Origin of the sequence: Acinetobacter rudis, from assembly GCF_031157835.1 — a bacterium.
GTDB lineage: Bacteria > Pseudomonadota > Gammaproteobacteria > Pseudomonadales > Moraxellaceae > Acinetobacter > Acinetobacter rudis_A.
Genome location: NZ_JAVIDR010000029.1, coordinates 1 through 26,395, shown reverse-complemented (window position 1 = coordinate 26,395; position 26,395 = coordinate 1). Strand labels below are relative to the sequence as shown.

The following is a 26,395-nucleotide window of genomic DNA, read 5'->3' as shown; positions in this document are numbered from 1 at the left end:
AAATGTGTCATATGGCTTACGCCAGTCACTTATATCCTCACCCTGAACGATGAGGTTTTACGCTCCATCGGATAAACAAATAACCATAGAGAGCCATTCCTCGCTAAATAGATTGGGCTATTTTAATAAACTCTTGGATTAAAGGTGAGATTTGATGCTTATTTTTAACTGCAAGTGCTATAGAACGCTTTACATGTGGTTCTAATGGAAGTTTTACCAACTCAGTATAATGTTGAAGTAAATGATGATCTAAAGCTAAATCCGCCACAATTGATACTCCTACTTGATTATTAACCATATGAACTATGCTTAAAATTTGGGAAAAATAACCTTGAATCTTTGGTGTTAACTGCTTCTGTTGAAATAAATTTTCAATATATGGCTGACTTCCTGCTGCTGTCATTAAAAATGGATATTCAACCAATTCATGCAAATTGACATATCGTTGTTTTGACAGTGGAATACTTTTTGGAATCAAGGCAACAAAAGTATCTTCAATCAAAGGGTAATAATCAAAATGCTCCTCTAGTAAAACCACAAATCCAACATCTATTTTACGTTCTGCAATCCACTGCTTGATTTGGCTATCGCTACCCTCCTCAATCAAGATATCAACATCAGGATACAGCGCACTGAATTTTTCCATAATCAAAGGCAGTATCACGTTTGAGGAAGATGCACCAAATGAACCAATCGAAATTTTTCCAGATTTAAAGCCCTGCGTATCCGCTATTTTTTGTTTTAGCGCACGACTAATATTCAACATTTCTCTTGCATAAACAGCAAGCTCTAATCCAATAGCGGTTAGCTCTACCTCATTATTATTGCGATAAAATAATTGCACTCGCCATTGTTGCTCCAATGCTTTAAGCGCATGAGAAATGGCAGATTGAGAAACCGCAAGTTGTTTTGCTGTCAAGGTAAAGCTTTTTAGCTCAGCCAAACTAACAAAAACTTCTAATTGGACTAATGTCATTGAAGTGCATCATGAGTAAATACTCATTTTATCATGAGCATAAATTAATTTTAATATTCAGGCATTCTTCTTTTCAGTGAATGACTCATGTTACGTGATCTCAACCGCTATATTGACTATACCGTTTATTTCAAATTAATTTGTGTGGCCTTACTCTGGGGTGGAACCTTCGTTGCAGGTCGAGTTATTGCAGTTGAAATACCAGCACAAATTGCTGCTCTGATCCGTTTTATCATCGCCTCAATATTATTAATTATGTTGATCTATTTAAAAGAAGGCTCATTACCTAAACTCAATAAATATCAATTGGGAATAACAGCAATTATGGGGCTGACAGGAGTATGTATATACAATCTTTCATTTTTTACAGCACTAGCATATATGCCTGCCAGTAGAACAGCATTATTTGTCAGTATGAGTCCGATTCTTACCCTCATTACAGCACGGCTTTTTTTTAAAGAACAACTAAGTTATCTAAACTATTGTGGTGTAATACTAGCGCTCTTTGGCACCTTTATTGTTATTACCAAAGGTCAGCTTTTTTCACAACTGCATCAATCATTTTCTTATGGTGAATGGATGATGCTCATCGCAGTTGGCAGTTGGGTCATTTATACCTTATGCGCTAAATTTATCCCTACTGTTTCATCTCTGGGTATGATTACCTATTCAACACTATGGGGAACGTTTTTTCTGTTTCTTGCTACTTTCACTCAACTTGACGCTATTACAACCCTAAAAATAGATTTTAGTATTTGGATGGCTTTATTTTATTTAGGCAGTTTTGCAACGGTATTGGCCTTTATCTGGTATGCCGAAGGTATTCAAAAGATCGGTGCCACCCGTACTATTGTTTTTAATTATCTCGTACCATTATTTGCAGTACTACTCGCTTATTTCATATTAAATGAAAATATAAGTCCTTCTATGTTTATAGGTGGAGTATTAAGCTTTGTTGGGGTATTAATGACCAATAAAAAACACATTCAAAAACCGTCCAGTAAAAAAGGAACCTAAGTTCCTTTTCACATCATTTATATAGTGAGCCAATCAAGCATACAGACGGTTTATTCTCAACATTTCGGTATGCTTAACCTAACTTACTTAGTTGGTATTTCCATTTCATCATTTTTAGCAAGGATTACAGAAGTCAAAATAGGAATCGCAAGAATAAATGGAACTGCGAAAATCCACATAATTACCGTAGTTTCACCAGAAGTTGATAATTCAATAGCAATTGTAAAAATTACTAGAACTGCAAGTAGTACCGCTGCAAATCGAATAGCAAAACTTTTAGGCATTTTATTACTCCCGTAGGATCATCCATATTGGATTTTTAAACTATTTAGTTTGTGATAACCAAAACAAAGTACATATTATTATTTCATTCATCATAAATAGTCACCCTATAAGGTTTTACTTATGTGTCACAACAATATGACTTAACTCTTGAAAAAATATGTCACATCCCTGATAAACAGTCAAATTTCTAATGATGATTTAATCATTTAGTTTAATGATAACAGCATAGTATCTTTATCGTTTTTATCTTTAATCTGATGAGGAGCTACTATCACAAGAAGAGCTATCACTACTCGTGGATTCACATGAGGAGTTCTGATCACTTACAGTTGAGCTATTATGGTGTTCTCCACTTATTATATGCCAAGGCATTGTATTATGTTGGTCATTTAATAAAGTTGATGACTGCTCCCGTTTTTTATAATATCTCGCTACAGCAACTAAAATTAGAGCAACAATAGTAAACATCGCCAAAATTATAATGATTACACCATTAAACACATCAAATCCATCCATATGTGATTACATCACTTACGTGACTATAGATACAGTACATCATTTCGTTCAGTTCTTATCTGAAAAATTATGCTGAAATTAAACAGCACCCTACACTAGCCTCAATGAGAACCATGATCTTTATACTTAGGCACGCTTTAAACTCAAATCAACCTAAATCTCAAATGGCTGTCAAAGATTCTAAAATTACTTGGCTTCTTAACTCACACCAATTCAAACTATTTCTATTGACTACTCAGCTTATATTGTAAGTTTTTCTGCTATGCTGTTTGAGTAGAAATGTTCGCTTTTTGAAACTTTACCATCTAATTTTAATGCACTTAAATGATAAAGTGAGTTCCTCCAATCTACTCAAGCAAAAAGTTAATATTGTAATTTGATTTGCAATCGTGAAAGGATTAAATACATGCTGCAATGGTTTGAAAAGCGCGTTGATCCCTACCCTAATAAAGATTTAAATACCCCATTACCACGAAGCTTTTTTGCTTTTGTGTGGCAATCTGCAATTGGTGTTAGACGTTATTTATTCCTTCTAGTCCTTCTTACAGCTGCGGCAGCGAGCTTTGAAGCACTCTTTTTTGCAAAAATCGGACAACTTGTAGACTGGTTAAGCCAATCAAAACCAGAAACCTTTTTGAGCTCGCATCGTGAAAACCTGATTATTTTGGCGTCTTTTTTACTCGCTAATATATTATTTGCCAGCGCTCAATCAATTATTCGACATCAAATTCTGTATAGTAGCTTTCCAATGCGTATTCGATGGCGTCTACACAATTTATTACTTTTACAAAGTGTAGATTTTTTTCATCAAGATTTTGCTGGACGCCTGTCAGCCAAAGTCATGCAAACTTCGTTAGCGGTACGTGAGTTTTGGTTAATTTTAGGAGATATGCTGACGTATGTACTGATCTACTTTATTACAATCAGTATTGTACTAAGTGCTGTTTCACCCATTTTACTGTTACCCCTACTTTTGTGGTTAGTGCTCTTTATTAGCTCAGCTTTATTTTTCATTCCACGTTTGGGACGAATTTCAGCACAACAAGCCGATGCTCGTGCTGTAATGACTGGCCGAGTAACAGATGCCTACACCAATATCCAAACCGTAAAACTGTTTGCTCATGCGGGGCGTGAAAGTCAGTACGCTAAAGAATCTATGCAATTATTTATGGGCACAGTTTATAAACAAATGCGTTTAGGTACTTTGTTTGAGATCACGACCCATTTACTCACTGTCGTACTTTTTTTTGGTGTATTAGGTACAGCTGTCTATTTATGGTTAAACGGTCAAGCTGCTCTTGGTGTAATCGCTGCAACTACAGCCATGATTTTAAAACTCAATAGTATGGCTGACTTTATTATGTGGCAAACTTCTTCTTTATTTGAAAATATTGGAACTATTCAAGATGGCATGAAGACCATGAGTAAACCTATCAATATTCAAGATAAAGCCGATGCCAAAGTACTTGAAGTACAACAAGGTGCAATTCAATTTAACCAAGTTAGTTTTGCCTATCATGACGGTCAAAAAAATATTATTGATCAATTGAGCCTTGAGATTAAAGCTGGTGAAAAAATTGGGATTGTGGGCCGTTCTGGTGCTGGAAAATCCACGCTCATTCAACTGTTATTGCATTTTCATGAGTTAAACCAAGGTAGTATTTGTATCGATGGGCAAAACATTGCCGATGTGACACAAGATAGTCTTCGTAAAAACATTGCCTTAGTCACACAAGATACTTCATTGTTACATCGATCTGTTGCTGAGAATATTAAATATGGTCGCCCAGAAGCCAGTGACCAAGAAATGTTTGAGGCTGCAAAGAAAGCTGAAGCCAATGAGTTTATTCACACGCTAAGTGATTTACGTGGCAAAACAGGCTACGAGGCTTATGTCGGTGAACGCGGTGTAAAGCTGTCTGGTGGCCAACGTCAACGTATCGCCATTGCTCGTGTATTTTTAAAAGATGCTCCGATTTTAATTTTAGATGAAGCAACCAGTGCACTCGATTCTGAAGTTGAAGCAGCGATTCAATCTAGTCTGAATCAATTAATGTCAGGTAAAACAGTCATTGCCATTGCACATCGTCTTTCAACGATTGCAGAAATGGATCGTTTAATTGTGTTAGATCAGGGACGTATTGCTGAACAAGGCACCCATGAAGCACTACTTGCGCAAGGAGGAATTTATGCCAAATTATGGCAACGCCAAACAGGTGGTTTTATTGTAGAACATGATTAACCACACCAAAATTTAGACCCAACCATTACAATGGTTACTTTTTATGTTGTAAACAACACACAAAGGAATTGGACATGTTGTATTTAGAAGACCTCAATGTGGGTGATCGTTTTCAAAGCCAAGACTATGAAATGACTTTAGAAGAAATTAAAAGTTTTGCTGGAAAATATGACCCTCAGGTCTTTCATTTAGATGAAGAAGAAGCTGAAGATCATCCAATCTTTCAAGGTATTGCTGCTAGCGGTTGGCACACATCTGCTGTAACAATGCGCCTTTGGACTGAATGTTTACCAATCGCACATGGTTTAATTGGTTCTGAAACTAGTCTACGTTGGCCCAAACCCACTCGACCAGGCGATCGAATTCATGTAGATGTAGAAATAGCTGCAATTAATCCATCTAAATCTAAAACTGATCGAGGTATTGTTACTTACATCACCCAAGCCAAAAATCAGCATGGCGATGTACTGCTGATTTCAACAACCAAAGTTGTAGTTTTTAAAAAGGAATTTAAACTCTATCAAGACAGGACTGTTTGACAATCTTTTCAATTGTCTTTGTCATACTATGACAATATGTAACCCAAGATATGTCACATCCAAATTGATTGAGTAAGTGAAGGCAGAGATACAAATGGTAGCAAACCGTCAAGATCAAGGAATACCAGGCGTCTATGGACTACTTTTATTAGACGTCGTTTCACGTTGGGGATATAACGCGGAGACATTATTTGCACCATTTAATTTTGATAGCGAAACTTTAGCGGATCCTAACTTTCGTATAGCAGCTCCAGTTGCGAATGAACTGATAAAATATGCCTTAAAACTCACTGGAGAAAGTAGTTTAGGCTATCAAATTGGCGCTCAAATGCGTATTTCGATTCATGGCTTCATTGGTTATGCGATTATGACCGCTGAAAATATTAGTGAAGCTTTAATTTTAGCAAATCGATTTATTTTATTGCGCATGCCATTTTTACAGTTGTACTTTTCAACTTTCGAAGAAAATGCAACCTTACAACTACAATGTGAAATCATGTTGGAGCCGCTGCGGACTGAAATCATCTTAGCCCTCACCTTTGGTATTGTTACCATGGGTAAAGCATTAACAGGAATGAACGAATTACAATTTAGCACGGATTTTGATTTTCCTAAGCCACAAGGCTTTGATAAATATTTAAAACTCATGCCAGATTCATCGTTCCGTTTTGATCAACCCCATTTAATTTCTAGCTTTGATAAAAAGTACTTAGGCTTGAAAATGGTCAATGCAGACCCTATTGCCAGTCAAATTGCGATTAATCAATGCGAAGCTGAACTATCGGCCATGGGGGAACGTCGCCGTCTTGCTATGCGTGTACGCGATATACTCACTCACTCAGAACAACATTATTTAAATATTGAAAGTGTTGCGAGTCATTTACATATGTCAGATCGTACATTAAAACGTCAGTTAGCAGCAGAAGGGACATCATTCTCCAACTTAGTTGATGAAGTGCGTTATCGGCATGCAACGTCTCTCTTATCGCGAACAGACTACAGTTTAGAGCAAATTGCAGATGAACTCGGCTACTCTGATGTCGCCAATTTTAGTCGTGCATTTAAACGCTGGAGTGGTCGTAGTCCAAGTAGTTGGCGTAAAGACCCATATTTATAAACTTTTTTTTAATTAAAAATCCCTGTATAACAGATGCGCTGTTACAAGCAGCCTCAAAGTATTACTCGACCTAGCGGTGTCAAGGAGCCAATCATGAATCATCCAGCAACTTTAAAATATGCAACCACTCACGAATGGGTCAAAATTGAAAATGATCTTGTTGTTACAGGTATTACTGATCACGCACAAGAAGCTCTGGGTGATTTAGTTTATGTGGAATTACCAGAAGTGGGTCGTGAAGTTACTGCTGGTGAAGCAGTAGCGGTATTAGAATCTGTAAAAACAGCTTCAGATATTCATGCACCAGTAAATGGAGTCATTGTTGCTGTTAATGAAGCACTGGAAGATGACCCAGACTTTATTAATGATGCTCCTTATGACAAAGGCTGGATTTATAAAATTCAAGCCAATAATCTTGCTGATGTAGAACAGCTGCTCAGCAATGAAGAGTATGAAAAAGGAATCTAATCCCTTATTGCTCCAACTAAGCACAAGACACTGTTTTTATTACTGTTTGATGAAGCAGAGTTATAAAAATAACCCCATAAGTTATATCTAACTTATGGGGTTCAATTCAAAACAAGTTTTAGCTAATCGTACTCAAATATTATTCTGCAGAGATATCTTCAAACAACACAGATGACAAATAACGCTCACCACTGTCTGGTAATATCACCACAATTGTTTTACCTGCATTTTCAGGGCGTGCTGCCAATTGTGCTGCTGCAGCAAGTGCAGCGCCACTTGAAATACCCACTAAGATACCTTCTTTTTTCGCTGTTTCTCGCGCCCAAGTTAAAGCATCATCACCAGCAATCGCAATCACCTCATCCACCAACGACAAATCTAAGTTTTTAGGAATGAAGTTTGCCCCAATCCCTTGAATTTTATGTGGGCCAGGTGTTAAATCCTCGCCACGGCGGTATTGGGAAATAATTGCAGATTCAGCTGGCTCAACAGCAACAGAATAAAGGGCTTGTTGTTTTTCTTGTTTAAAATAACGTGAAATACCACTTATTGTTCCACCAGTACCTACACCAGATACCAAGATATCAACTTTTCCACCAGTTGCTTGCCAAATTTCAGGACCTGTTGTAGCCGCATGAATCGCTGGGTTAGCTGGGTTTTCAAATTGTTGTGGCAAGTAATAGTGTTCAGGTTGCTCATCCACTAAACGCTGTGCTTCGTCAATTGCCCCTTTCATGCCTTTTGCTGGCTCGGTTAAGACTAAGTTTGCTCCAAGTGCTTTTAACACTTTACGGCGCTCAATACTCATACTTGCAGGCATCGTTAGCGTAATTGGATACCCCTTTGCGGCAGCAACGAAAGCCAGTGCAATACCTGTATTACCACTCGTTGGCTCTACAATGTGCATCCCCGCTTTAAGTAAACCTTTCGCCTCAGCATCTGCAACCAATGCAGCGCCAACACGGCATTTGACAGAGAATGCAGGGTTACGACTTTCCACTTTAGCTAACACGGTTGCAGCTGATTGAATCACACGATTAATACGGATTAATGGTGTATTACCAATTGCTTCAGCATTATTACTGTATACAGCAATGCCACTGTTTGCTGTTTGAGGAAATTGCGGATCAGTTGTCATGGTCTTTCCTTGGAATACATATAGAATGTACTCATCATATCTTTTTTTATGCAATAGATCTTAATTTTAATACATAAACTAATATTAATTATTCATATCCATTTAGCTCCTCGACCAATCAAAAACCGCACTCACTTTCGCGCAAAGAGTCCCATATAATTAAGAACTTGACTATACTGTTGCACATTTTTAAAACCTGCCTGTTGATATAATGCCAACAGTTCATCAAGGATGACTAAATGGAAATCACTGTCCAAACGATCAATCATTTTAATCGCTTGTGCTTCGGCTAACCCCGTCAGTTGTGCCATGGTTTTTAATACTGTCGCTTGTTCAGGATATTGAAATTGCATTAAGTCATAGCTTAAACATATCCCTGTTGGTTTTAAGCTGTTTGCAATGTCTTTAAAGAAATCTAATTTATGTTGTTGTGGAACAAAATGTGCAACCAATATAGCAAGTGCTGCATCAAATTGTTCAGGCATATCACGTAATACTGTACTATCTCCTAATACAAATTGAATGCGATCTGCAAGTTGTAACCCTTCTAAATATGCTTTTGCCTGTTGCAACATATTGGGTGCAGGGTCGATTGCACAAAAATGCCATTGTGGAAACTGAGCTGCCAAGTATGCCAATTCATATCCAGTGCCACAGCCCACCACAACAATTTCAGCTTGTTCTGCTACCATATTTTTTAAGATGGCATGAGCTTGTAAATGAATAAGTTCATACCCTGGTATAAGTTTTCGAATATGTTGATCATAACTTTCTACTACACGAGGATCATTAAAGTCTTTAGCCATACTACGCTCTACTCACACCCAATATCATTAAAAAACACATCGAAAAACCGTCTAATTTGCGTCAAGCAGTCTCATAACCACTTAACGCATAAAGCAAATCTTAACTAAAGGCATTGACCAAATTTAGCTCCTGACACATATGCTCACGCAACTTAAATTTTTGTGCTTTGCCTGAAGCTGTTAATGGAAACTCTTGAAAGAACTGCACATAGCGAGGAACTTTATTGTGTGAAATATGCTGCGCACAGTAAGCGCGAATAGATTCCTCTGTCACCTGATGATGATCATGCAAAATAATACAGGCACAAAGTTCTTCACCATATTTCACATCAGGAATCCCAATGACTTGGACATCACTAATATCTGGGTGAGTATATAAGAAATCTTCAATTTCTTTCGGGAATAAATTTTCCCCACCACGAATGACAACATCTTTAATGCGGCCTTTAATCTGAATAAACCCCTGCTCATCCATTGCTGCAATATCGCCAGTATGCATCCAGTTCGCTACATCAATGACTTCTTTGGTTTTATCCTCATCATCCCAATACCCCAGCATGACAGAATAACCACGTACACACAGTTCACCCAACTGACCACGCGGAACAACTTTGCCTTCCTCATCTACCACTTTAATTTCTAAATGTGGATGAACACGTCCGACTGTAGCGACTCGGCACTCCAAACTATCTGAGGTTGAACTTTGCGCACTTACTGGGGCGGTTTCTGTCATTCCATAGCAAATAGTAATATCACGCATATGCATACGATCAATCACACGCTGCATAATCTCTTGAGGGCATGGACTACCTGCCATAATGCCAGTACGTAAACTACTTAAGTCAAACTCATCAAATTGTTCATGCTCTAACATGGCAATAAACATGGTCGGCACACCATAAGCAGCGGTGCACTTTTCTTGTTGAATCGCTTGTAAAGAAGCAAATGGATTAAATACAGCTGATGGATAAATCATGGTTGAACCATGCGTAATACACGCTAAGTTCCCCATTACCATACCAAAACAATGAAATAGTGGTACTGAAATACAAACACGATCTTCTGGACTTAAATGAATTGCTTCCCCGACAAAATAACCGTTATTTAAAATATTATTGTGTGTCAGCATGGTACCCTTAGGATTACCTGTAGTACCTGAGGTAAACTGGATATTAATGGTTTCATCAAACTGCAATGTTGCAGTGATATGCGCTAATTCGGTAAGCTGACTTTGACTTGGCGCAACTAATAAATCACTAAAACGATAGATTCCTGCATGTTGCTCATCATCAATTTTAATCACGTATTTAAGTTTAGGCAGTCGAACTGAATGTAACTCTTTATCGGTCGAAAGCGGAATTTCAGGGGCTAAGTGAGTTAAAATTTCTTGGTAATCTGAGGTCTTAAAGGCAGATGCGATAATCAGCCCCTTACATGCAACTTTGTTGAGTACATACTCGATTTCATAGCTTTTATAGGCAGGATTCAGATTGACTAAAATAATCCCTGCTTTGAATGCTGCGAATTGAGCAATTGTCCACTCAGCGCAATTTGGCGACCAAATACCAAGCCTATCACCCTTTTGTAGTCCCATTTTCAGCAAACTACAGGCAAAAGCATTGACTTGATTTTGCAACTCACGGTAACTGAGACGGATATTTTGATGCAGGCTAATTAATGCATCTTTCTCAGCATATTGCTGACAAGCCTGATCAAACTTGTCACCAATCGTCATCCCCAGTAATGGCTGATGACTGGTTCCATAAGCATAACTTAAGCTAGGTTGTGTCATTGAATCATACTCCTTGATTCTTTTTTATTTCTACATCGACATCTTTCATTGTTGTGTTGTGAGGCTACGACTACGTCCTTGTATTGCCAACCTGCATGCCTAAACTCTAAACGCGATCAGGTATTGCTTTGTCGTTGTACAGCATTGACACAAAAATCGGCAATCTGTGTGACAAAATAGTCTATGTAGCTTTGATCAAACTTAGCACTTCGAGATGGATTTAAGGGTTCAATCACTGCAAAAGTCATTGCACCAACCACACACAAAGAAGCGGTGTTCAGGTCTTCAAACTCAAATTCATGGCTAATTTTCCCTTCAGCCAATATCTCGTTAATGCTTTGTTTAATCAGTTGCTTACTGCGGAAACGTTCATGTTCAAGCACGGCATCAACAGGCTCAAACATCAATGAATACGACAGTTGTGGGCTATTCAATGCACGTTTTAAAAACGTCTTCACCGCCTTATGTAATTTTTGTTTTGCACTGAGTTCACTTGCCGCAATCTTATTCAAGATTTGAATTTCATGCAGTATAGCTGCAGACAAAACTTCAATTAACACTTGGCTTTTGTTGTCAAAATAACGATAAACCAAACCACTGGACACGCCAGCACGTTCAGCAATCGCTTGAATTTGTGCATCTTTTATGCCGCCAGAAGCAATAAGCTCACGCGCAGACTGCAAAATGGTTTGCCTGTTCTGTTGCATACGCTCTTGCATCATAGACGATCGTTTATAGCTCATGTTTTCATTCTCAACCAATTAAAATGAATTGTAAATCATTTTGTGAATATATATTCACTTTTTCAAAAAAGCACTGTATCTTAATTATTAAGCACAGAAAAAATGCTTTTTCTAAGGAACGACAAATATAACGTTAAGGATACAAACCACGATGAATTTACAAAGCATTAACTTCGGTTTAGACGACACTTTACTTGCCCTACGTGACTCTGTTGCAGCATTTTGCGCAAAGGAAATTGCCCCAATTGCACAACAAGTTGATCAACAAAACCTTTTTCCAGCACATCTTTGGAAAAAGATGGGTGATATGGGATTACATGGTCTAACGGTCAGTGAAGCATATGGTGGTGTTAACCTCGGTTATTTAGCACATATCATCGTTATGCAAGAGATTTCACGTGCCTCTGCAGCGATTGGCTTGTCCTATGGCGCACATTCTAACCTATGTATCAATCAAATTAACCGTAATGGTAATGAAGAACAGAAACAACGCTTTTTACCTAAATTGATTTCTGGCGACTTTGTTGGAGCTTTAGCAATGTCTGAGCCTAATGCAGGTTCTGACGTCGTCAGTATGAAGCTACACGCACAAGATGCGGGTGACCACTATGTATTAAATGGCTCAAAAATGTGGATTACCAATGGCGGAGATGCTGATGTTTTAGTGGTTTATGCCAAAACAGATTTACAAGCAGGCCCTAAAGGCATGACTGCATTCTTAGTTGAAAAAGACATGCAAGGTTTTAGTCATGGTACTCATCTAGATAAATTGGGTATGCGTGGTTCGAATACTTACCCACTCTTTTTTGATAACGTAAAAGTTCCAAAAGAAAATATCCTCGGTGGTGTAGGCAATGGCACAAAAGTGCTGATGAGTGGCCTCGATTATGAACGTGCAGTGCTCAGTGCAGGGCCTCTAGGTATTATGGATGCCTGTTTAGATGAAGTTATTCCCTATTTGCACGACCGTAAACAATTTGGTCAAGCTTTAGGTGAGTTCCAGTTAATGCAAGGTAAATTGGCCGATATGTACTCGACTTGGCTTGCCTGTAAAGCGCTTGTCTATGCCGTTGGTGCAGCATGCGATAAAGCCGATCACGATCGAAGCTTACGTAAAGATGCAGCAAGTGCCATTTTATATGCTGCAGAAAAAGCCACTTGGATGGCAGGTGAAGCAATTCAAAGCTTAGGTGGTAATGGTTATATCAATGAATACAATACTGGCCGTTTATGGCGTGATGCCAAACTCTATGAAATTGGTGCGGGTACATCTGAAATTCGCCGCATGTTGATTGGTCGTGAACTCTTTAATGAAACCAAATAGTGAAGAGAAATCACCGTTCAATATCTAGATAAGGACATAAGCATGAATCAACTGCACAGTAAAATAAATATTCGTAGTGACGAATACAAAAACAATCACGCAGCAATGCAACATATCGTCAATGACCTCAAACAAGTTGCCAATAAAGTTGCGCTTGGTGGAGATGAAAAAGCCCGTGACAAACACCATGCACGAGGAAAACTACTGGCACGCGAACGTATTAATCAGTTGATTGATCCTGGCAGTGCTTTTTTAGAAATTGGTCAATTGGCTGCATATTCTGTTTACACCGATGATATTCCAGCTGCTGGTGTAGTAGCAGGTATCGGCCAAGTGCATGGCATTAGTTGCATGATTGTCGCTAATGATGCAACAGTTAAAGGTGGAACGTATTACCCTCTTACTGTCAAAAAACATTTACGTGCGCAAGAAATTGCTGAGCAAAATCGTTTGCCATGTATCTATTTGGTTGATTCAGGTGGTGCCTTTCTACCTATGCAGGATGAAGTATTTCCTGACCGTGATCATTTTGGCCGTATCTTCTACAATCAAGCTCGTATGTCAAGCCAAGGTATTGCTCAAATTGCGGTGGTAATGGGAAGCTGTACTGCAGGTGGTGCATATGTGCCTGCAATGTCTGATGAGACTATTATTGTCCGCCAACAAGGAACAATCTTTTTAGGTGGGCCACCTTTAGTTAAAGCAGCTACAGGTGAAGTCGTCAGTAGTGAAGATCTTGGAGGGGGTGATGTACATACTCGCCTATCTGGTGTTGCGGATCACTTAGCTGAGAATGACCAACATGCGTTAAATATTGCACGTCAAATCGTCGCAAATTTAAACTTAGAAGCCAACACCTCAACAGCTGATTTTGCAGCTCCACTTTATGCAGCAGAAGAACTTTATGGTGTAATTCCTAGTGATACACGTAAACCATTTGATATTCGTGAAGTGATTGCTCGTATTGTAGATGGTTCACAACTCGATGAATTTAAAGCACGCTTTGGTTCAACTCTCGTCACAGGTTTTGCCAAAATTTATGGTATGCCTGTAGGGATCATTGCCAATAACGGTATTTTATTTTCAGAGTCTGCTCAAAAAGGAGCACATTTCATTGAACTCTGTTGTCAGCGCAAGATTCCCCTACTCTTTATTCAAAATATTACTGGCTTCATGGTCGGTCGCCAGTATGAAAATGAAGGGATTGCCAAACATGGAGCTAAATTGGTTATGGCAGTTGCAAATGCCAATGTTCCAAAACTGACCTTAATTGTGGGTGGATCATTTGGTGCTGGTAACTATGGTATGTGTGGGCGTGCCTATTCACCACGTTTCCTATGGACGTGGCCAAATTCTCGAATTTCAGTGATGGGTGGTGAACAAGCGGCTAGCGTACTATCTACATTAAAGCGTGATCAAATTGAAATGAAAGGTGAGCAATGGTCTGCTGAACAAGAAGATCAATTTAAACAACCAATTCGTGAACAATATGAACGCCAAGGCCATCCATATTACTCTTCTGCACGCCTTTGGGATGATGGTGTTATTGACCCAGCCCAATCTCGTCATGTTTTAGGACTCAGTTTAGCAGCTGCTTTAAATGCACCCATTGCTGATACTAAGTTCGGCGTTTTTCGGATGTAGGAGGAAACAATGGATTATCAATTTTTACAACTGGATTGTCAGCAACAACGTGCAACAGTTTGGTTAAATCGTGGTGAGCTACATAATGCCTTCAATAGCCAACTGATTGCTGAACTTCATCACTGCTTTGATGAACTTCATCACCGTGAAGATATACGCGTAGTGGTATTAGCTGGACATGGAAAAAGCTTTTCTGCTGGTGCAGATCTTAACTGGATGAAACAAGCTGGCGAAGCCTCAACAGCAGAAAACCAAGCAGATGCACTAAAACTTGCACAAATGTTACAGCGTATAGCCACAATCAAACAACCAACCATTGCTCGCGTTCATGGTGTAGCACTGGGTGGTGGTATGGGACTCGCGGCGGCCTGTGATATTTGTATTGCCAGTAACAATGCTCAATTTGCAACTTCAGAGGTTAGATTAGGTCTAGCACCCTCTACAATCAGCCCCTATGTGATTCGTGCCATTGGTGCTCGTCAAGCATATCGTTACTTTTTAACAGCAGAACGAATTTCGGCAGAACATGCAGCAACGCTTGGTTTAGTTCATGAAGTGACTTCTCCTGAGCAACTTGACAGTAAAATTGATCAGATTATTGAAGCAATTTTACTTGGTGGCCCCTTTGCCCAGCAAGCATCTAAACAGCTGATTGAATTGGTTGCAAATCAAATAATTGATGATCAATTGTTAGATCGCACCGCACAACACATCGCAATGTTGCGACAAGGTGCAGAGGCAAAACAAGGATTACATGCTTTTTTAAATAAACAACGCCCTGAATGGACTCAGACTACACAACAATAAGGATCATGACATGTTTGAAAAAATACTCATTGCCAACCGTGGTGAAATTGCTTGTCGCGTGATTCGTAGTGCTAAAAAACTTGGTATTGCTACCGTTGCAGTTTACTCAGATGCAGATGCAACTGCACAACATGTGTTACAGGCAGATGAAGCTGTTTATATTGGTGAATCACCAGCAGCACAAAGCTATTTACAAATTGATCGTATTATCCAAGCGGCGTTAACCACAGGTGCACAAGCGATTCACCCAGGTTACGGCTTCCTATCTGAAAATGATCAATTCGCACTTGCTTGTAAAAACAACAATATTGTCTTTATTGGCCCACCTGTAGAAGCCATTTTAGCGATGGGTTTAAAAGCCACATCGAAAGCGCTCATGCAAGAAGCAGGTGTTCCCCTTACTCCTGGCTACCATGGTAATAACCAAGATGCTCATTTTTTAAAGCAACAAGCCGATCAAATTGGTTACCCAGTACTGATTAAAGCCAGTGCTGGTGGCGGTGGTAAAGGTATGCGTTTGGTAGAGTGTGCAGCTGAATTTTTACCTGCATTGGCTTCTTGTAAAAGTGAAGCTAAATCAAGTTTTGCTAATGACGATGTATTAATTGAGCGCTATGTGGTTAATCCGCGTCACATTGAGGTTCAAGTTTTTGCCGACCAACAAGGTAACTGTGTACACCTATTTGAGCGAGATTGTTCAGTCCAACGTCGCCACCAAAAAGTGCTTGAAGAGGCACCAGCCCCAGGTATGTCTGAGGAAAAACTGGTACAAATGCGTCAAGCTGCCATAGATGCAGCCCTAGCTGTTAACTATGTAGGTGCTGGCACAGTTGAATTTATTGTTGAACAAGATGGTACTGCTTATTTCATGGAAATGAACACCCGTCTGCAAGTTGAACACCCAGTAACAGAAATGATTACAGGTCAGGACTTGGTTGAATGGCAACTTCGCGTCGCCGCAGGTGAAAGACTCCCTAAATTACAAAATGAACTAACAATTAATGGTCACGCACTAGAAGCGCGTGTTTATGCAGAAGAGCCTGAAAAAGGATTTTTACCCGCTATCGGAAAAATCAACTATCTGCACTACCCACAGCAAAATGAACATGTTCGTGTAGATAGCGGTATTATTGAAGGCGATGAAATCACCACCTTCTATGATCCAATGATTGCCAAACTGATTGTTTGGGCGCCTAACCGTGACAGTGCATTAATGCAAATGCACAAAGCTTTAGGTGAGTTTCATGTTGAAGGATTAGGTAATAATATTGCTTTTTTAGATCGTATTGTACGTTCTGACTCTTTTCAGCATGCTCGTTTAGATACAAACTTAATTCAACGTGAACACACTGCTTTATTTGAATTTGATTCTCAAGTTGATGACAAATTAATTGTCGCTTCAGCCTTAATCGAATTGCTTTTAAAAATGAAGAAAAATACAGATCAGCATCCATCTGTTTGGAATCAAACAGCACTTTGGCGTATTAATGTATCTGCACAACAGCAAATTAATCTGCTACAGGCAGAGCAGCAACATCAGGTTCAATTTAGCCCAAGATCTTCGACCTCTACAACAGACTTTGTTGCACAATATAATGATCAACACTTTGAAATTTCAGGGCAATTATGTGGTGATCATAAAATTATATTACAGATGAACCAACAATGTTGGCAGCTTAGTTTTAGCCGTGGTCATGACTCACTCACCGTATTCTCAAATAGCTACACCCATCGTTTTGAACTACCTATTCAGCAATATCTTCAAGATGATCAAGCTGGTGGTGATGCTGGACTTAAAGCACCAATGCCAGGGGTAATTACACAGGTGCTTGTTGAAGCAAATTACGCTGTAAAAAAAGATGATGTTCTTTTAACCCTAGAAGCAATGAAAATTGAATACAGTATTCGTGCACCTCATGACGGTATAGTCAAAGCAAACTTCTTCCAAGTAGGTGATCAGGTTAAATCTGGTGATGAACTACTAGAGTTTGTAGCACATCCTGAAGCGAGTAGCACAGGAGTTCAAGCATGAGTGAAACTGTCAAAATTGTAGAAGTTGGTCCGCGAGATGGTTTGCAAAATGAGAAACATCCAATTAGCTTCGAACAACGCAAAGACTTTATTGTTGACCTCATAGATGCTGGGCTACAACATATTGAAGTCGGGTCTTGCGTCTCTGCTAAATGGGTACCACAGATGGCTCGCAGTGACGAACTCTTTGCAACATTACCTCAGGACCACAATGTACAATTGAGTTTACTCACTCCAAATTTGCGCGGACTGGAGTCTGCGCTTGCTGTAGGCTGTAAAGAGGTTGCTGTATTTACAGCTGCCTCAGAAAGCTTCACACAAAAAAATATTAACTGTTCAATTGCTGAAAGTTTAGAAAAATTTTCAGATGTCATGGCTTTGGCCAAAGCCAATAATGTCAAGGTACGTGGCTATGTGTCATGTATTGTTGATTGTCCCTATGAAGGTGCAATTGCGCCTAAACAGGTGGCTAAAGTCGTCACGCAGTTGTTTGATATGGGCTGCTATGAAATTTCATTGGGCGAAACAATTGGTACTGCAACACCTGACCGCGTCAAACAGGTGTGGGCTGCTTGTCTGAGTGAATTAGAAGCACAATATCTTGCAGGACACTTTCACGATACTTATGGTATGGCAATCGCCAATGTCTACCAATCTTTAGAACAAGGCATTCGTATTTTTGACTCATCTCTAGCCGGACTGGGTGGTTGTCCTTATGCTAAAGGTGCGGCAGGTAATGTTGCGACTGAAGATCTTTATTATTTGCTTTCACGTATGGGTTTTCATACAGGCATTAAAGAATCAGCGCTTATGTCAGCCAGTCAGAATATTAGTCGTGTTTTAGGCCGAGATAATCCTGCCCATTTTGCCAAGGCTTACACTGCTTCACACTAAATAAAAAGCTCTTGCAGCAATTAAAAAAATCAATAAAAGCTTTTAAGTTCAGCATAGTCAGCCTATGCTAGAACTTATAAGCACATAATAAAAACATTGATGAGGAGCAGACCATGTCATTTCAGCACCTTTTATTTGTCATCGATGATGATCAAATTTCATCAGTTGCAATACAACATGTCACTACATTGGCTTTAACCTTTAATAGCCGTGTTACCCTGATGAGCGTCATATCCATCGATCCATTCTTTGCAATTGAGTTTTATAAAATTGCCCCCTCCTTTACCCAATATCTACTAAAAACTGAAGCCAAAGTACTGGCGCAACTCACTATTCTTAAACATCAAATGCTACAGCAAGGTATTACTGACATTCAGACCAAGGTTATTCATGACATACCTGTAGCCATAGGTGTACTCACCATAGCAGATGAAATCAATGCTGACTTAATTATTGTCGCTGCACACAATCGCAATAGTTTGAAAAAAATTCTTGCGGGTAGTACGCCACGTGCTGTTTTAGATATTAGTCCACTACCCGTCATGGTGATTAACGGCTAGACCGTTTTAAAAAGAAAAAAGTATATTTTTTTGTTTATAGACTCTCATTTTTAGCTCAATCATTTTGTCATAAACAAATGCTATCTTCGCTTTATTATATATATCAAAGCATTGAGATTTATTATCTTAGAATATTTATTCCGAGTATTTTACTCGACTATTAATTCATTTTAATACCAACTAATTTAATAGGTTTTATCAAAATAAAAAAAGAATACTACAGGAGATAATGATTTATATCATTTATAAATCAAAAAGCAAATTATTAAATACGAGTGTTTTTGTATGGTATAAAATTAAATTCACAACTATTTTAGTTGGTTTTTTATTAGATTTAATTGAATAATAACGCATCAATCGTTTTTTATAAACATATGTTTTATATTAATTTTATTATTAATTTACCTCCAGTCATTTAAATCTATTTTAATTTCTTTTTATTTGTTTAATAATAGAAAGCAAGATTTTTTAAATGTAGGCTTATCTAATGAGCTTAATTCCAAAAGATTTAACACGTCGCTTAAAAATCGAAATAGCAATCATATTAATTATTAAGGTTGCTATTTTGCTGGCCATTAAAAATATATGGTTCGACGCACCAACTATTCCAAAAGATTTTGACAATCAAGTTGCCGAGCGTATTGCTGGCAGTTCTTCCCAAATCAAGGAGACACGTTGATGATTGCTGAAAGCGTGGTTGATCTTTCGCGGTTCCAATTTGCAATGACCGCAATGTATCACTTTATTTTCGTACCATTAACTTTAGGACTCGCATTTATTCTTGCCATTATGGAAACCACCTATGTGATTTCTGGCAAAGAAATATATCGAGACATGACCAAATTCTGGGGTAAATTATTTGGTATTAACTTTGCTCTTGGTGTGACTACTGGTCTTACCATGGAATTCCAATTCGGAACCAACTGGGCATATTACTCACACTATGTTGGTGACATTTTTGGTGCCCCACTCGCTATTGAAGGTTTAATGGCCTTCTTCCTCGAATCAACATTCATTGGTCTTTTCTTCTTTGGATGGGATCGTTTAAGCAAAGTTCAGCATTTAATGGTGACTTGGCTTGTAGCGCTTGGCTCCAACCTGTCTGCATTGTGGATTCTTGTTGCCAATGGCTGGATGCAAAACCCAGTAGGTTCAGAGTTCAACTATGAAACAATGCGTATGGAATTGGTGGACTTCGGTGCATTGATTTTTAACCCTGTTGCTCAGGTTAAATTCGTACATACTGTTTCTGCTGGTTATGTTACTGGTGCAATCTTTGTACTCGCGATTTCAAGTTTCTATTTATTGAAAAAACGTGACATTCCATTTGCACGTCGTTCTTTTGCAATCGCAGCAATTTTTGGTCTCGCATCTACGCTCTCTGTTATTTTGCTTGGTGATGAATCAGGTTATGAATTAGGTGACGTACAAAAAACTAAACTCGCTGCAATTGAAGCTGAATGGGATACTCATCCAGCACCAGCTGCATTTACTTTGTTTGGTATTCCAAATAAAGAAACCATGACAACTGATTATGCAATTAGAATTCCATATGTTATGGGTATCATTGCAACACGTTCTACAACTAAAGAAGTGACAGGTATTAAAGACCTGATGGTTCAGCATGAAGCACGTATTCGTAATGGTATGATTGCTTATGATCAACTTGAAAAACTTCGTGCAGGTGACAAATCACCTGAGCTTAAAACTGCATTTGAACAAACGCAAAAAGACTTAGGTTATGGCTTATTACTCAAAAAATATGCACCTAACGTTGTAGATGCAACAGAAGCAGATATTAAAGCTGCGAGTAAAGATACTATTCCACATGTACCAAGTTTATTCTGGGCATTCCGTGCGATGGTTGCATCTGGTTTCCTAATGCTATTACTCTTTGTTCTTGCTACGTTTGCAGTCGCTAAACGCAATGCTGAGAACAAACCATGGTTATTAAAATTTGCACTCTTTGCTTTACCACTTCCTTGGATTGCTGCGCAAACAGGATGGTATGTAGCTGAAGTTGGTCGTCAACCTTGGACGATTGGTGAAGTTTTACCTACACACTTGTCTACTTCAACACTGAGTACTGGTGATGTGATGGGCTCAATTGCTGCTCTAGCAACCTTCTATACAGTATTACTTGTGATTGAAATGTATCTAATGATCAAATTCTCTCGTTTAGGACCAAGTTCATTACATACTGGCAAATATCATTTTGAAAAACTCTCTGCTCAAAATAAAGCATCAGAGGAGACTCAAGCATGATCGAATATGAACTACTCAGAATTATTTGGTGGGTACTGATTGGAGTACTCCTCCTCGGCTTCTCACTCACCGATGGCTTCGATATGGGCGCCATGGCGATCATGCCATTCGTTGGTAAAAACGATGAAGAACGTCGCGCTGCAATTAACACGATTGCACCGCACTGGGATGGTAACCAAGTTTGGTTCATTACTGCAGGTGGTGCACTGTTTGCTGCATGGCCAATGGTATATGCAACAGCATTCTCTGGTATGTATTGGGCCTTACTATTAGTACTCTTTGCGCTCTTTTTACGTCCAGTTGGCTTTGACTATCGTTCAAAATTAGAAAACACTAAATGGCGTAATGCATGGGACTGGGGACTATGTGTTGGTGGTTTGGTTCCTGCTTTAGTATTTGGTGTTGCTTTCGGTAACATGTTCCTTGGCGTACCATTTGAGCTTGATGCTACTGTACGTTCTCACTATGCAGGTAACTTCTTCCAGTTACTTAACCCATTCTCAATTGTTTGTGGTTTAGTAAGTGTGGCTATGCTGTGTGCTCACGGCGGTGCTTGGTTAATGTTACGTACAGATGGTGACCTACGCAAACGTTCTGCAAAAGCAACACAAATCATGGGTATTTTATTCCTAGTTTGCTTTATCGGTGCTGGTGCTTGGTTATACTTCGGCAACATTCAAGGTTATAGTCTTGTTGCTGGAAGTTTTGATGTAAACGGTGCATCTAATCCTTTAGTTAAACAAGTTGTAACTGATCAAAACCCAGGTTGGATGAACAACTATAGCTTGTACCCAATTACAATGGTTGCTCCTATTGTTGGTATACTTGGCGGTCTAATTGTTGTGCTTGCTGCATCTAAAAACAAAGCAGGCCTCAGTTTTGCTGGTACATCACTTGCACTTTGTGGTGCAATCTTAACCGCTGGTTTTGCATTGTTCCCATTCTTAATGCCTTCAAGCATTAATCCAGTGTCAAGTTTGACAATGTGGGATGCGACTGCAAGTAAAAATACCCTAACAGTGATGACTGTGGTTGCGTGTATTTTTGTACCTTTAATCCTGATTTATACAACTTGGTGTTATTACAAGATGTGGGGTGTAATCACCAAAAAACACATCCAAGACAATACACATAGTCTGTATTAATCGAATCACAAGGAGAACAAATTATGTGGTATTTTGCTTGGATTCTTGGCATATTGATGGCTTGCTTTGCAGGTGTACTCAGTGCCCTCTATATTGAACATCACCAAGATTTGGACGAGGAATAAAACATGACTGAAGTTGCAATGTCACCAAATCAAGTTCAACCGAATAAGTGGGTTATGGCCATTTCGTTTTTGTTGGCATTGCCTCTTGCTGCGGTTTTACTCATTCATCCAAACGCCATGCTTGATGCCAATGGTCACTATAGTCATAGTGCGATTATGATGATCATGGTGGGGATTTCCGGCGGTTTTGTTACGGGTGTAGGCTTTATGCCGCGTTTCTGGTTATGGAAATGGTTATTTAGCCCATTTGTGGCTTGGCCATTAATGTTCTGGGGATACTACACTTGGTTTATTGCTTAAACCCAACACATCAAGTTAAAAAGAGTGCGTAAGCACTCTTTTTTTGATCTATTCAAATTTCAGTATTAATTTTCAGGGTTAAAATTTATTATAATTAGTAATTTGCTTAGGCTATTTTTTGATACCGAGTCATCAGCAAAGTCACAATAACAATCCCCGTAGCCGATAAAACAGTTGAAATCCACGCAATATTACTCCAATCATGTGTGTGCCCTACGAGTAATCCACTTAATGGTGGAATCATGAATTGTCCTAATGCTGAAACTTGTAGAACCAAACCAAAACTTGAAGCCACTGCATTGGCACGGGGAGCACAATTCAAACAAATCGCAAAAACAACTGTTGGAATAAAACCACCAAATAAAGAAAAGAAAATGACTCCAAGATACTGTAAGGCAAATGGTAGAATAATTGCATCCTCTAGCGCTAACCAACTTCCTAGACACATCATACTAAAACCAAAAATCATTAACTGCTTAGACTTCATACCTCGTTGCATCAGGTAACCAGCTGTCAGTGTACCCACCACATTGACAAAGGCGACTCCTGCGGTTAATACCCCAGCTAACTCTAGACGAATATGATGACTTAAATAGATACTAGGCAAAAAACCAATCATGGTTAACCATTGGCTCGTATAACAAGCGAAGATTAAAGCTAAACACACAATAGGTGGATGCCTAATTGTCACTTTAACCGTATCCCAGAAAGCTGAAAAATCAAATGATGTTGACGGTCTTGCTACATGGACGAAGCGATGACAGCAAAAAGCAAGTAAGAAACTGAATATGCCTAGGAAGAACCATACACTTTTCCAATCAAAATACTGAAATAATACAGGAATACTCAATAAGGCCAAACATACACCTAAGCCCATATATGAGCTCCAAATCCCCATCTTTAAACTCATTGTTTCTGGTGCACAAATCTGTTTTAAAATTGCTGGGGCTGACAAGGTGACTAATAAAAAGCCTAATCCCTCAATGAAGCGGAAAAAAAACAAACTCACAACATGATCAATAAGCAGACTACTACTGCTGGCCAAACCTAATGCACATAATCCAGTAATCAGACAGCGCTTTAAACCAATATGTGCCGAAAAGGCACCTATCAATAATGCAAATAACATCCCTGCAGCTTGCACCAATGATAAAGCGAGCCCTGCTTGTAATAAGCTTAGATCAAAGGCCTGACGAAATACTGGAATTGCAGGAGATAATTTCCCCACATGAACTGCAGCAGAATAACCTGCCACAATGATCCATAATTCAGGACTACGGAAAACTTGAACTCGCACTCATTTTCATCCATGAAAATACTAGAATCATCAAGTATACGCAGAACTCGTGTTAATTAGTTGAATTTATTAGGTATAACTAAATACCCTCAAAGTATCTAAATTTGATTAATATAATCTTTCATGACCTTAACTACTTCTACTGGTTGCTCTGCATGTAACCAATGGCCTGCATTTTGAATCGTTTCAATTTGGGCTTGTGGAAACTGCTGCTGTACAGCTGCAATTTGGATGTCTTGACTGACATAGTGCGAATTACCACCCCGAACAAACAATGCAGGTTGCAACCATGCAGGTTGTGGCTGCCAAGACAATATATCAGCATAATGCGTATATAGTGCATCAACATTAAAAAGCCACTGCCCTTGTGACCATGACTTTAATAAGAATTGTATAACCATGTTTTCTTTAATATACGTTTGCATCAGCTCAGTGGCTTGTTTTCGTGTTGCAAGCTGTGCATTTTGGACTGCAAAAAGTGCTTGAAAAATAGTGTCATGATGGTTTTCTTGATAAGCATATGGTGCCATATCCAGCACCACCAATTTATGCAGGCGCTGTGCAGCAAGTTTTGCCAATGTCATGGCAATTTTGCCCCCCATTGAATGACCAACCACACTAAACTGCTCAATTTTTAAATGATCTAGGCTATCAAGAATATCTTGCGCCATTTCATCGTAACTCAATGCTGAAGAGCGTGGAGAGCGACCGTGGTTTCGAACATCAACTTGAATGATTTCATGACTGTGTTCAAAAGCACGTGCCAACACGCCTAAATTCCCCATACTGCCAAATAACCCATGAATAAATACGAGAGGTGCATGAAGGCTTGGTTGTTCAGGTTGACGGTGTTCCAAATTCAGAATCATAAAAATACCCAATTAAAAAGTGAAAAAAGCTTCGATACAGCGTTCCTAATTACAAAGTATAAAGATCAATAGCCAAAATATCTTGGACAATTCGCATAAAAACCTGTATTAGATTAGTCCTCGCAGGAATTTATTGGATGTTTTCGATCAATCTCCCTTGCGATAACGTTTTACAACAAGATCAACTAGGACTTTAAAGCCATGTTTCAACATGTCGATGCATATGCAGGTGACCCAATTCTGTCCCTAATGGAAGAGTTTAATAAAGATCAACGTACAGAAAAGGTCAATTTAAGTATTGGTCTTTACTACAATGAGCAAGGTATTGTACCTCAGCTTAATGCAGTAAAAACCGCACATACCCATATTGCCAAGGATAATGATAAGGTTAAATCTTATCTTCCAATGGATGGATTAAAGTCATATAACCAAGCAACACAAAAATTGCTCTTCGGTGATCAAAGCCCCGCTTGCCAAGCTGGCCGTGTTGTCACTGTGCAAACCTTAGGTGGTTCTGGTGCCCTAAAAGTAGGTGCGGATCTGCTTAAAAAGTATTTCCCAGATTCTGATGTATGGGTAAGCCAACCAACTTGGGATAACCATATTGCAATATTCAATGGCGCTGGGATTAAAAGTCATTTCTACCCATACTACAATGCTGCTACCAATGGCGTAGATTTTGCTGCAATGCTTGATACGCTCAAGCAAATTCCAAAACAGGGAATTGTATTGCTTCACCCTTGCTGCCATAACCCAACTGGTGCTGATCTAAACGATGAGCAATGGGACCAAGTAATTAAAGTATGTAAACAAGGTGAACTCATTCCCTTCTTAGACATTGCTTATCAAGGTTTTGGCCAAGGTTTAGAACAAGATGCTTATGCTATACGCGCCTTCGACCGTGCTGGTCTAAATTTTATTGTCAGCAACTCTTATTCAAAGATCTTCTCACTTTATGGTGAGCGTGTTGGTGGTCTAAGTGTTGTCTGTGACGATACTGCAACTGCACAAAATGTCTTGGGGCAATTAAAAGCCACAATTCGCCGTATCTACTCTAATCCACCAAGCACTGGTGCATTTTTGGTAAATGATGTACTCAATCATGATGCGTTGTACCAAGATTGGAATCAAGAATTGAATCAAATGCGTGATCGTATCAAAGATATGCGTCAGCGCTTACATGATCAACTTAAACAAGTTATGCCAGAACGTGATTTCAGTTATTTAATCAAACAACAAGGTATGTTCAGTTATACGGGCTTAACTGCTGATCAAGTTAAAGTATTGCGTGATGACTTTGCCATCTACCTCGTTGGTAGTGGTCGTATCTGTGTTGCAGGTCTAAATAGCAAAAATATCGACTATGTTGCACAGTCTATGGCAACTGTAATCCAAAAAAATAGTTAATATCTTTGTCGATTGACATCCTCACCCCCTTAAATGGGGGTGATTCCTACTGCTAGACGCTTATGTCCTGAGAAACACTGTTTCGTAA

General features: G+C 39.0%; 25 protein-coding genes. 17 read left to right on the top strand and 8 right to left on the bottom strand.

Annotated features, from left to right (window positions below; translation table 11 throughout):
• Positions 1-103: 103 nt before the first annotated feature.
• On the bottom strand, positions 104-976 hold the full coding sequence (locus RFH42_RS16075; protein WP_308976897.1) for a LysR family transcriptional regulator: 873 nt from the start codon (positions 974-976) through the stop codon (positions 104-106).
• Positions 977-1,063: 87 nt separating this feature from the next.
• Between RFH42_RS16075 and RFH42_RS16070 the strand changes: the two genes are divergently transcribed.
• Positions 1,064-1,993, top strand: coding sequence for a DMT family transporter (locus RFH42_RS16070; RefSeq protein ID WP_308976896.1), 930 nt, complete (start codon positions 1,064-1,066; stop codon positions 1,991-1,993).
• Positions 1,994-2,076: 83 nt separating this feature from the next.
• Here RFH42_RS16070 and RFH42_RS16065 read toward each other — a convergent pair whose 3' ends face one another.
• Positions 2,077-2,277: a hypothetical protein gene (locus tag RFH42_RS16065; RefSeq protein WP_308976895.1), complete on the bottom strand. Its 201-nt coding sequence runs from the start codon at positions 2,275-2,277 to the stop codon at positions 2,077-2,079.
• Positions 2,278-3,200: 923 nt separating this feature from the next.
• Between RFH42_RS16065 and RFH42_RS16060 the strand changes: the two genes are divergently transcribed.
• The 4 genes from RFH42_RS16060 to gcvH all read left to right on the top strand — a co-directional run bounded on the left by RFH42_RS16060 (position 3,201) and on the right by gcvH (position 7,160).
• On the top strand, positions 3,201-5,036 hold the full coding sequence (locus RFH42_RS16060; protein ID WP_308976894.1) for an ABC transporter ATP-binding protein: 1,836 nt from the start codon (positions 3,201-3,203) through the stop codon (positions 5,034-5,036).
• 74 nt (positions 5,037-5,110) lie between these two features.
• Positions 5,111-5,575, top strand: coding sequence for a MaoC family dehydratase (locus RFH42_RS16055; protein ID WP_308976893.1), 465 nt, complete (start codon positions 5,111-5,113; stop codon positions 5,573-5,575).
• 94 nt (positions 5,576-5,669) lie between these two features.
• On the top strand, positions 5,670-6,692 hold the full coding sequence (locus tag RFH42_RS16050; RefSeq protein WP_374990846.1) for an AraC family transcriptional regulator: 1,023 nt from the start codon (positions 5,670-5,672) through the stop codon (positions 6,690-6,692).
• Positions 6,693-6,785: 93 nt separating this feature from the next.
• Positions 6,786-7,160, top strand: coding sequence for a glycine cleavage system protein GcvH (gene gcvH, locus RFH42_RS16045; protein ID WP_308976891.1), 375 nt, complete (start codon positions 6,786-6,788; stop codon positions 7,158-7,160).
• A gap of 139 nt (positions 7,161-7,299) precedes the next feature.
• On the opposite strand, the gene cysK is transcribed toward gcvH, so the two are convergent.
• The 4 genes from cysK to RFH42_RS16025 all read right to left on the bottom strand — a co-directional run bounded on the left by cysK (position 7,300) and on the right by RFH42_RS16025 (position 11,639).
• Complete coding sequence (cysK, locus tag RFH42_RS16040) at positions 7,300-8,298, bottom strand: cysteine synthase A (RefSeq protein WP_308976890.1); 999 nt, start codon at positions 8,296-8,298, stop codon at positions 7,300-7,302.
• A gap of 131 nt (positions 8,299-8,429) precedes the next feature.
• Positions 8,430-9,104: a class I SAM-dependent methyltransferase gene (locus tag RFH42_RS16035; RefSeq protein ID WP_308976889.1), complete on the bottom strand. Its 675-nt coding sequence runs from the start codon at positions 9,102-9,104 to the stop codon at positions 8,430-8,432.
• A gap of 100 nt (positions 9,105-9,204) precedes the next feature.
• Positions 9,205-10,896: an AMP-binding protein gene (locus tag RFH42_RS16030; RefSeq protein ID WP_308976885.1), complete on the bottom strand. Its 1,692-nt coding sequence runs from the start codon at positions 10,894-10,896 to the stop codon at positions 9,205-9,207.
• A gap of 116 nt (positions 10,897-11,012) precedes the next feature.
• On the bottom strand, positions 11,013-11,639 hold the full coding sequence (locus RFH42_RS16025; protein ID WP_308976884.1) for a TetR/AcrR family transcriptional regulator: 627 nt from the start codon (positions 11,637-11,639) through the stop codon (positions 11,013-11,015).
• A 151-nt stretch (positions 11,640-11,790) separates the two neighbouring features.
• Here RFH42_RS16025 and RFH42_RS16020 point away from each other — a divergent pair, with 151 nt between their 5' ends.
• The 11 genes from RFH42_RS16020 (at position 11,791) to RFH42_RS15970 (ending at position 22,734) form a co-directional block, all read left to right on the top strand.
• Positions 11,791-12,963 (top strand): isovaleryl-CoA dehydrogenase, encoded by a 1,173-nt coding sequence (locus tag RFH42_RS16020; protein ID WP_308976883.1) that lies wholly within the window; start codon positions 11,791-11,793, stop codon positions 12,961-12,963.
• A 42-nt stretch (positions 12,964-13,005) separates the two neighbouring features.
• Complete coding sequence (locus RFH42_RS16015) at positions 13,006-14,607, top strand: carboxyl transferase domain-containing protein (protein ID WP_308976882.1); 1,602 nt, start codon at positions 13,006-13,008, stop codon at positions 14,605-14,607.
• Positions 14,608-14,616: 9 nt separating this feature from the next.
• Positions 14,617-15,414 carry an enoyl-CoA hydratase/isomerase family protein gene (locus RFH42_RS16010; RefSeq protein WP_308976880.1) on the top strand — a complete coding sequence of 266 codons (798 nt, stop codon included), beginning with the start codon at positions 14,617-14,619 and terminating at the stop codon, positions 15,412-15,414.
• A gap of 10 nt (positions 15,415-15,424) precedes the next feature.
• A complete protein-coding gene (locus RFH42_RS16005) occupies positions 15,425-17,446 on the top strand; it encodes an acetyl/propionyl/methylcrotonyl-CoA carboxylase subunit alpha (protein WP_308976879.1) in 2,022 nt (673 codons plus the stop codon).
• Positions 17,443-18,339 carry a hydroxymethylglutaryl-CoA lyase gene (locus tag RFH42_RS16000; protein ID WP_308976878.1) on the top strand — a complete coding sequence of 299 codons (897 nt, stop codon included), beginning with the start codon at positions 17,443-17,445 and terminating at the stop codon, positions 18,337-18,339. Before RFH42_RS16005 ends, RFH42_RS16000 begins: the two co-directional genes overlap by 4 nt.
• A 113-nt stretch (positions 18,340-18,452) precedes the next feature.
• Positions 18,453-18,899 (top strand): universal stress protein, encoded by a 447-nt coding sequence (locus tag RFH42_RS15995; protein WP_308976877.1) that lies wholly within the window; start codon positions 18,453-18,455, stop codon positions 18,897-18,899.
• A 487-nt stretch (positions 18,900-19,386) separates the two neighbouring features.
• Positions 19,387-19,578: a cytochrome oxidase putative small subunit CydP gene (cydP, locus tag RFH42_RS15990; protein WP_308976876.1), complete on the top strand. Its 192-nt coding sequence runs from the start codon at positions 19,387-19,389 to the stop codon at positions 19,576-19,578.
• Positions 19,578-21,164, top strand: coding sequence for a cytochrome ubiquinol oxidase subunit I (locus RFH42_RS15985; protein ID WP_308976875.1), 1,587 nt, complete (start codon positions 19,578-19,580; stop codon positions 21,162-21,164). Before cydP ends, RFH42_RS15985 begins: the two co-directional genes overlap by 1 nt.
• Positions 21,161-22,309: a cytochrome d ubiquinol oxidase subunit II gene (cydB, locus tag RFH42_RS15980; RefSeq protein ID WP_308976874.1), complete on the top strand. Its 1,149-nt coding sequence runs from the start codon at positions 21,161-21,163 to the stop codon at positions 22,307-22,309. Before RFH42_RS15985 ends, cydB begins: the two co-directional genes overlap by 4 nt.
• Before the next feature lie 23 nt (positions 22,310-22,332).
• On the top strand, positions 22,333-22,434 hold the full coding sequence (cydX, locus tag RFH42_RS15975) for a cytochrome bd-I oxidase subunit CydX (protein WP_002120988.1): 102 nt from the start codon (positions 22,333-22,335) through the stop codon (positions 22,432-22,434).
• 3 nt (positions 22,435-22,437) lie between these two features.
• A complete protein-coding gene (locus RFH42_RS15970) occupies positions 22,438-22,734 on the top strand; it encodes a cyd operon YbgE family protein (RefSeq protein WP_308976873.1) in 297 nt (98 codons plus the stop codon).
• Between the two features lie 106 nt (positions 22,735-22,840).
• Here the strand turns inward: RFH42_RS15970 and RFH42_RS15965 are convergent, their stop codons facing one another.
• Both RFH42_RS15965 and RFH42_RS15960 read right to left on the bottom strand, forming a co-directional pair.
• Positions 22,841-24,031 (bottom strand): MFS transporter, encoded by a 1,191-nt coding sequence (locus tag RFH42_RS15965; protein ID WP_308976872.1) that lies wholly within the window; start codon positions 24,029-24,031, stop codon positions 22,841-22,843.
• A 98-nt stretch (positions 24,032-24,129) separates the two neighbouring features.
• Complete coding sequence (locus RFH42_RS15960; protein ID WP_308976870.1) at positions 24,130-24,900, bottom strand: alpha/beta fold hydrolase; 771 nt, start codon at positions 24,898-24,900, stop codon at positions 24,130-24,132.
• Positions 24,901-25,101: 201 nt separating this feature from the next.
• On the opposite strand from RFH42_RS15960, the gene RFH42_RS15955 reads away from it, so the two are divergent.
• The gene (locus RFH42_RS15955) at positions 25,102-26,307 is read left to right on the top strand and encodes an amino acid aminotransferase (protein WP_308976868.1); all 1,206 of its coding nucleotides are present in this window, start codon (positions 25,102-25,104) and stop codon (positions 26,305-26,307) included.
• Positions 26,308-26,395 lie beyond the last annotated feature (88 nt).

What these genes read in the sequence shown, in the direction of transcription:
- RFH42_RS16015 (WP_308976882.1), top strand. Translation starts at nt 13,006, where the DNA reads ATGAATCAACTGCACAGTAAAATAAATATTCGTAGTGACGAATACAAA.
- RFH42_RS15970 (WP_308976873.1), top strand. Translation starts at nt 22,438, where the DNA reads ATGACTGAAGTTGCAATGTCACCAAATCAAGTTCAACCGAATAAGTGG.
- RFH42_RS16000 (WP_308976878.1), top strand. Translation starts at nt 17,443, where the DNA reads ATGAGTGAAACTGTCAAAATTGTAGAAGTTGGTCCGCGAGATGGTTTG.
- RFH42_RS16010 (WP_308976880.1), top strand. Translation starts at nt 14,617, where the DNA reads ATGGATTATCAATTTTTACAACTGGATTGTCAGCAACAACGTGCAACA.
- cydX (WP_002120988.1), top strand. Translation starts at nt 22,333, where the DNA reads ATGTGGTATTTTGCTTGGATTCTTGGCATATTGATGGCTTGCTTTGCA.
- gcvH (WP_308976891.1), top strand. Translation starts at nt 6,786, where the DNA reads ATGAATCATCCAGCAACTTTAAAATATGCAACCACTCACGAATGGGTC.
- cydP (WP_308976876.1), top strand. Translation starts at nt 19,387, where the DNA reads ATGAGCTTAATTCCAAAAGATTTAACACGTCGCTTAAAAATCGAAATA.
- cydB (WP_308976874.1), top strand. Translation starts at nt 21,161, where the DNA reads ATGATCGAATATGAACTACTCAGAATTATTTGGTGGGTACTGATTGGA.
- RFH42_RS16050 (WP_374990846.1), top strand. Translation starts at nt 5,670, where the DNA reads ATGGTAGCAAACCGTCAAGATCAAGGAATACCAGGCGTCTATGGACTA.
- RFH42_RS16060 (WP_308976894.1), top strand. Translation starts at nt 3,201, where the DNA reads ATGCTGCAATGGTTTGAAAAGCGCGTTGATCCCTACCCTAATAAAGAT.
- RFH42_RS15955 (WP_308976868.1), top strand. Translation starts at nt 25,102, where the DNA reads ATGTTTCAACATGTCGATGCATATGCAGGTGACCCAATTCTGTCCCTA.
- RFH42_RS15995 (WP_308976877.1), top strand. Translation starts at nt 18,453, where the DNA reads ATGTCATTTCAGCACCTTTTATTTGTCATCGATGATGATCAAATTTCA.
- RFH42_RS16030 (WP_308976885.1), bottom strand. Translation starts at nt 10,896, where the DNA reads ATGACACAACCTAGCTTAAGTTATGCTTATGGAACCAGTCATCAGCCA.
- RFH42_RS16035 (WP_308976889.1), bottom strand. Translation starts at nt 9,104, where the DNA reads ATGGCTAAAGACTTTAATGATCCTCGTGTAGTAGAAAGTTATGATCAA.
- RFH42_RS15960 (WP_308976870.1), bottom strand. Translation starts at nt 24,900, where the DNA reads ATGATTCTGAATTTGGAACACCGTCAACCTGAACAACCAAGCCTTCAT.
- RFH42_RS16070 (WP_308976896.1), top strand. Translation starts at nt 1,064, where the DNA reads ATGTTACGTGATCTCAACCGCTATATTGACTATACCGTTTATTTCAAA.
- RFH42_RS16065 (WP_308976895.1), bottom strand. Translation starts at nt 2,277, where the DNA reads ATGCCTAAAAGTTTTGCTATTCGATTTGCAGCGGTACTACTTGCAGTT.
- RFH42_RS16005 (WP_308976879.1), top strand. Translation starts at nt 15,425, where the DNA reads ATGTTTGAAAAAATACTCATTGCCAACCGTGGTGAAATTGCTTGTCGC.
- RFH42_RS15985 (WP_308976875.1), top strand. Translation starts at nt 19,578, where the DNA reads ATGATTGCTGAAAGCGTGGTTGATCTTTCGCGGTTCCAATTTGCAATG.
- RFH42_RS16055 (WP_308976893.1), top strand. Translation starts at nt 5,111, where the DNA reads ATGTTGTATTTAGAAGACCTCAATGTGGGTGATCGTTTTCAAAGCCAA.
- RFH42_RS16020 (WP_308976883.1), top strand. Translation starts at nt 11,791, where the DNA reads ATGAATTTACAAAGCATTAACTTCGGTTTAGACGACACTTTACTTGCC.
- RFH42_RS16075 (WP_308976897.1), bottom strand. Translation starts at nt 976, where the DNA reads ATGACATTAGTCCAATTAGAAGTTTTTGTTAGTTTGGCTGAGCTAAAA.
- RFH42_RS16025 (WP_308976884.1), bottom strand. Translation starts at nt 11,639, where the DNA reads ATGAGCTATAAACGATCGTCTATGATGCAAGAGCGTATGCAACAGAAC.
- cysK (WP_308976890.1), bottom strand. Translation starts at nt 8,298, where the DNA reads ATGACAACTGATCCGCAATTTCCTCAAACAGCAAACAGTGGCATTGCT.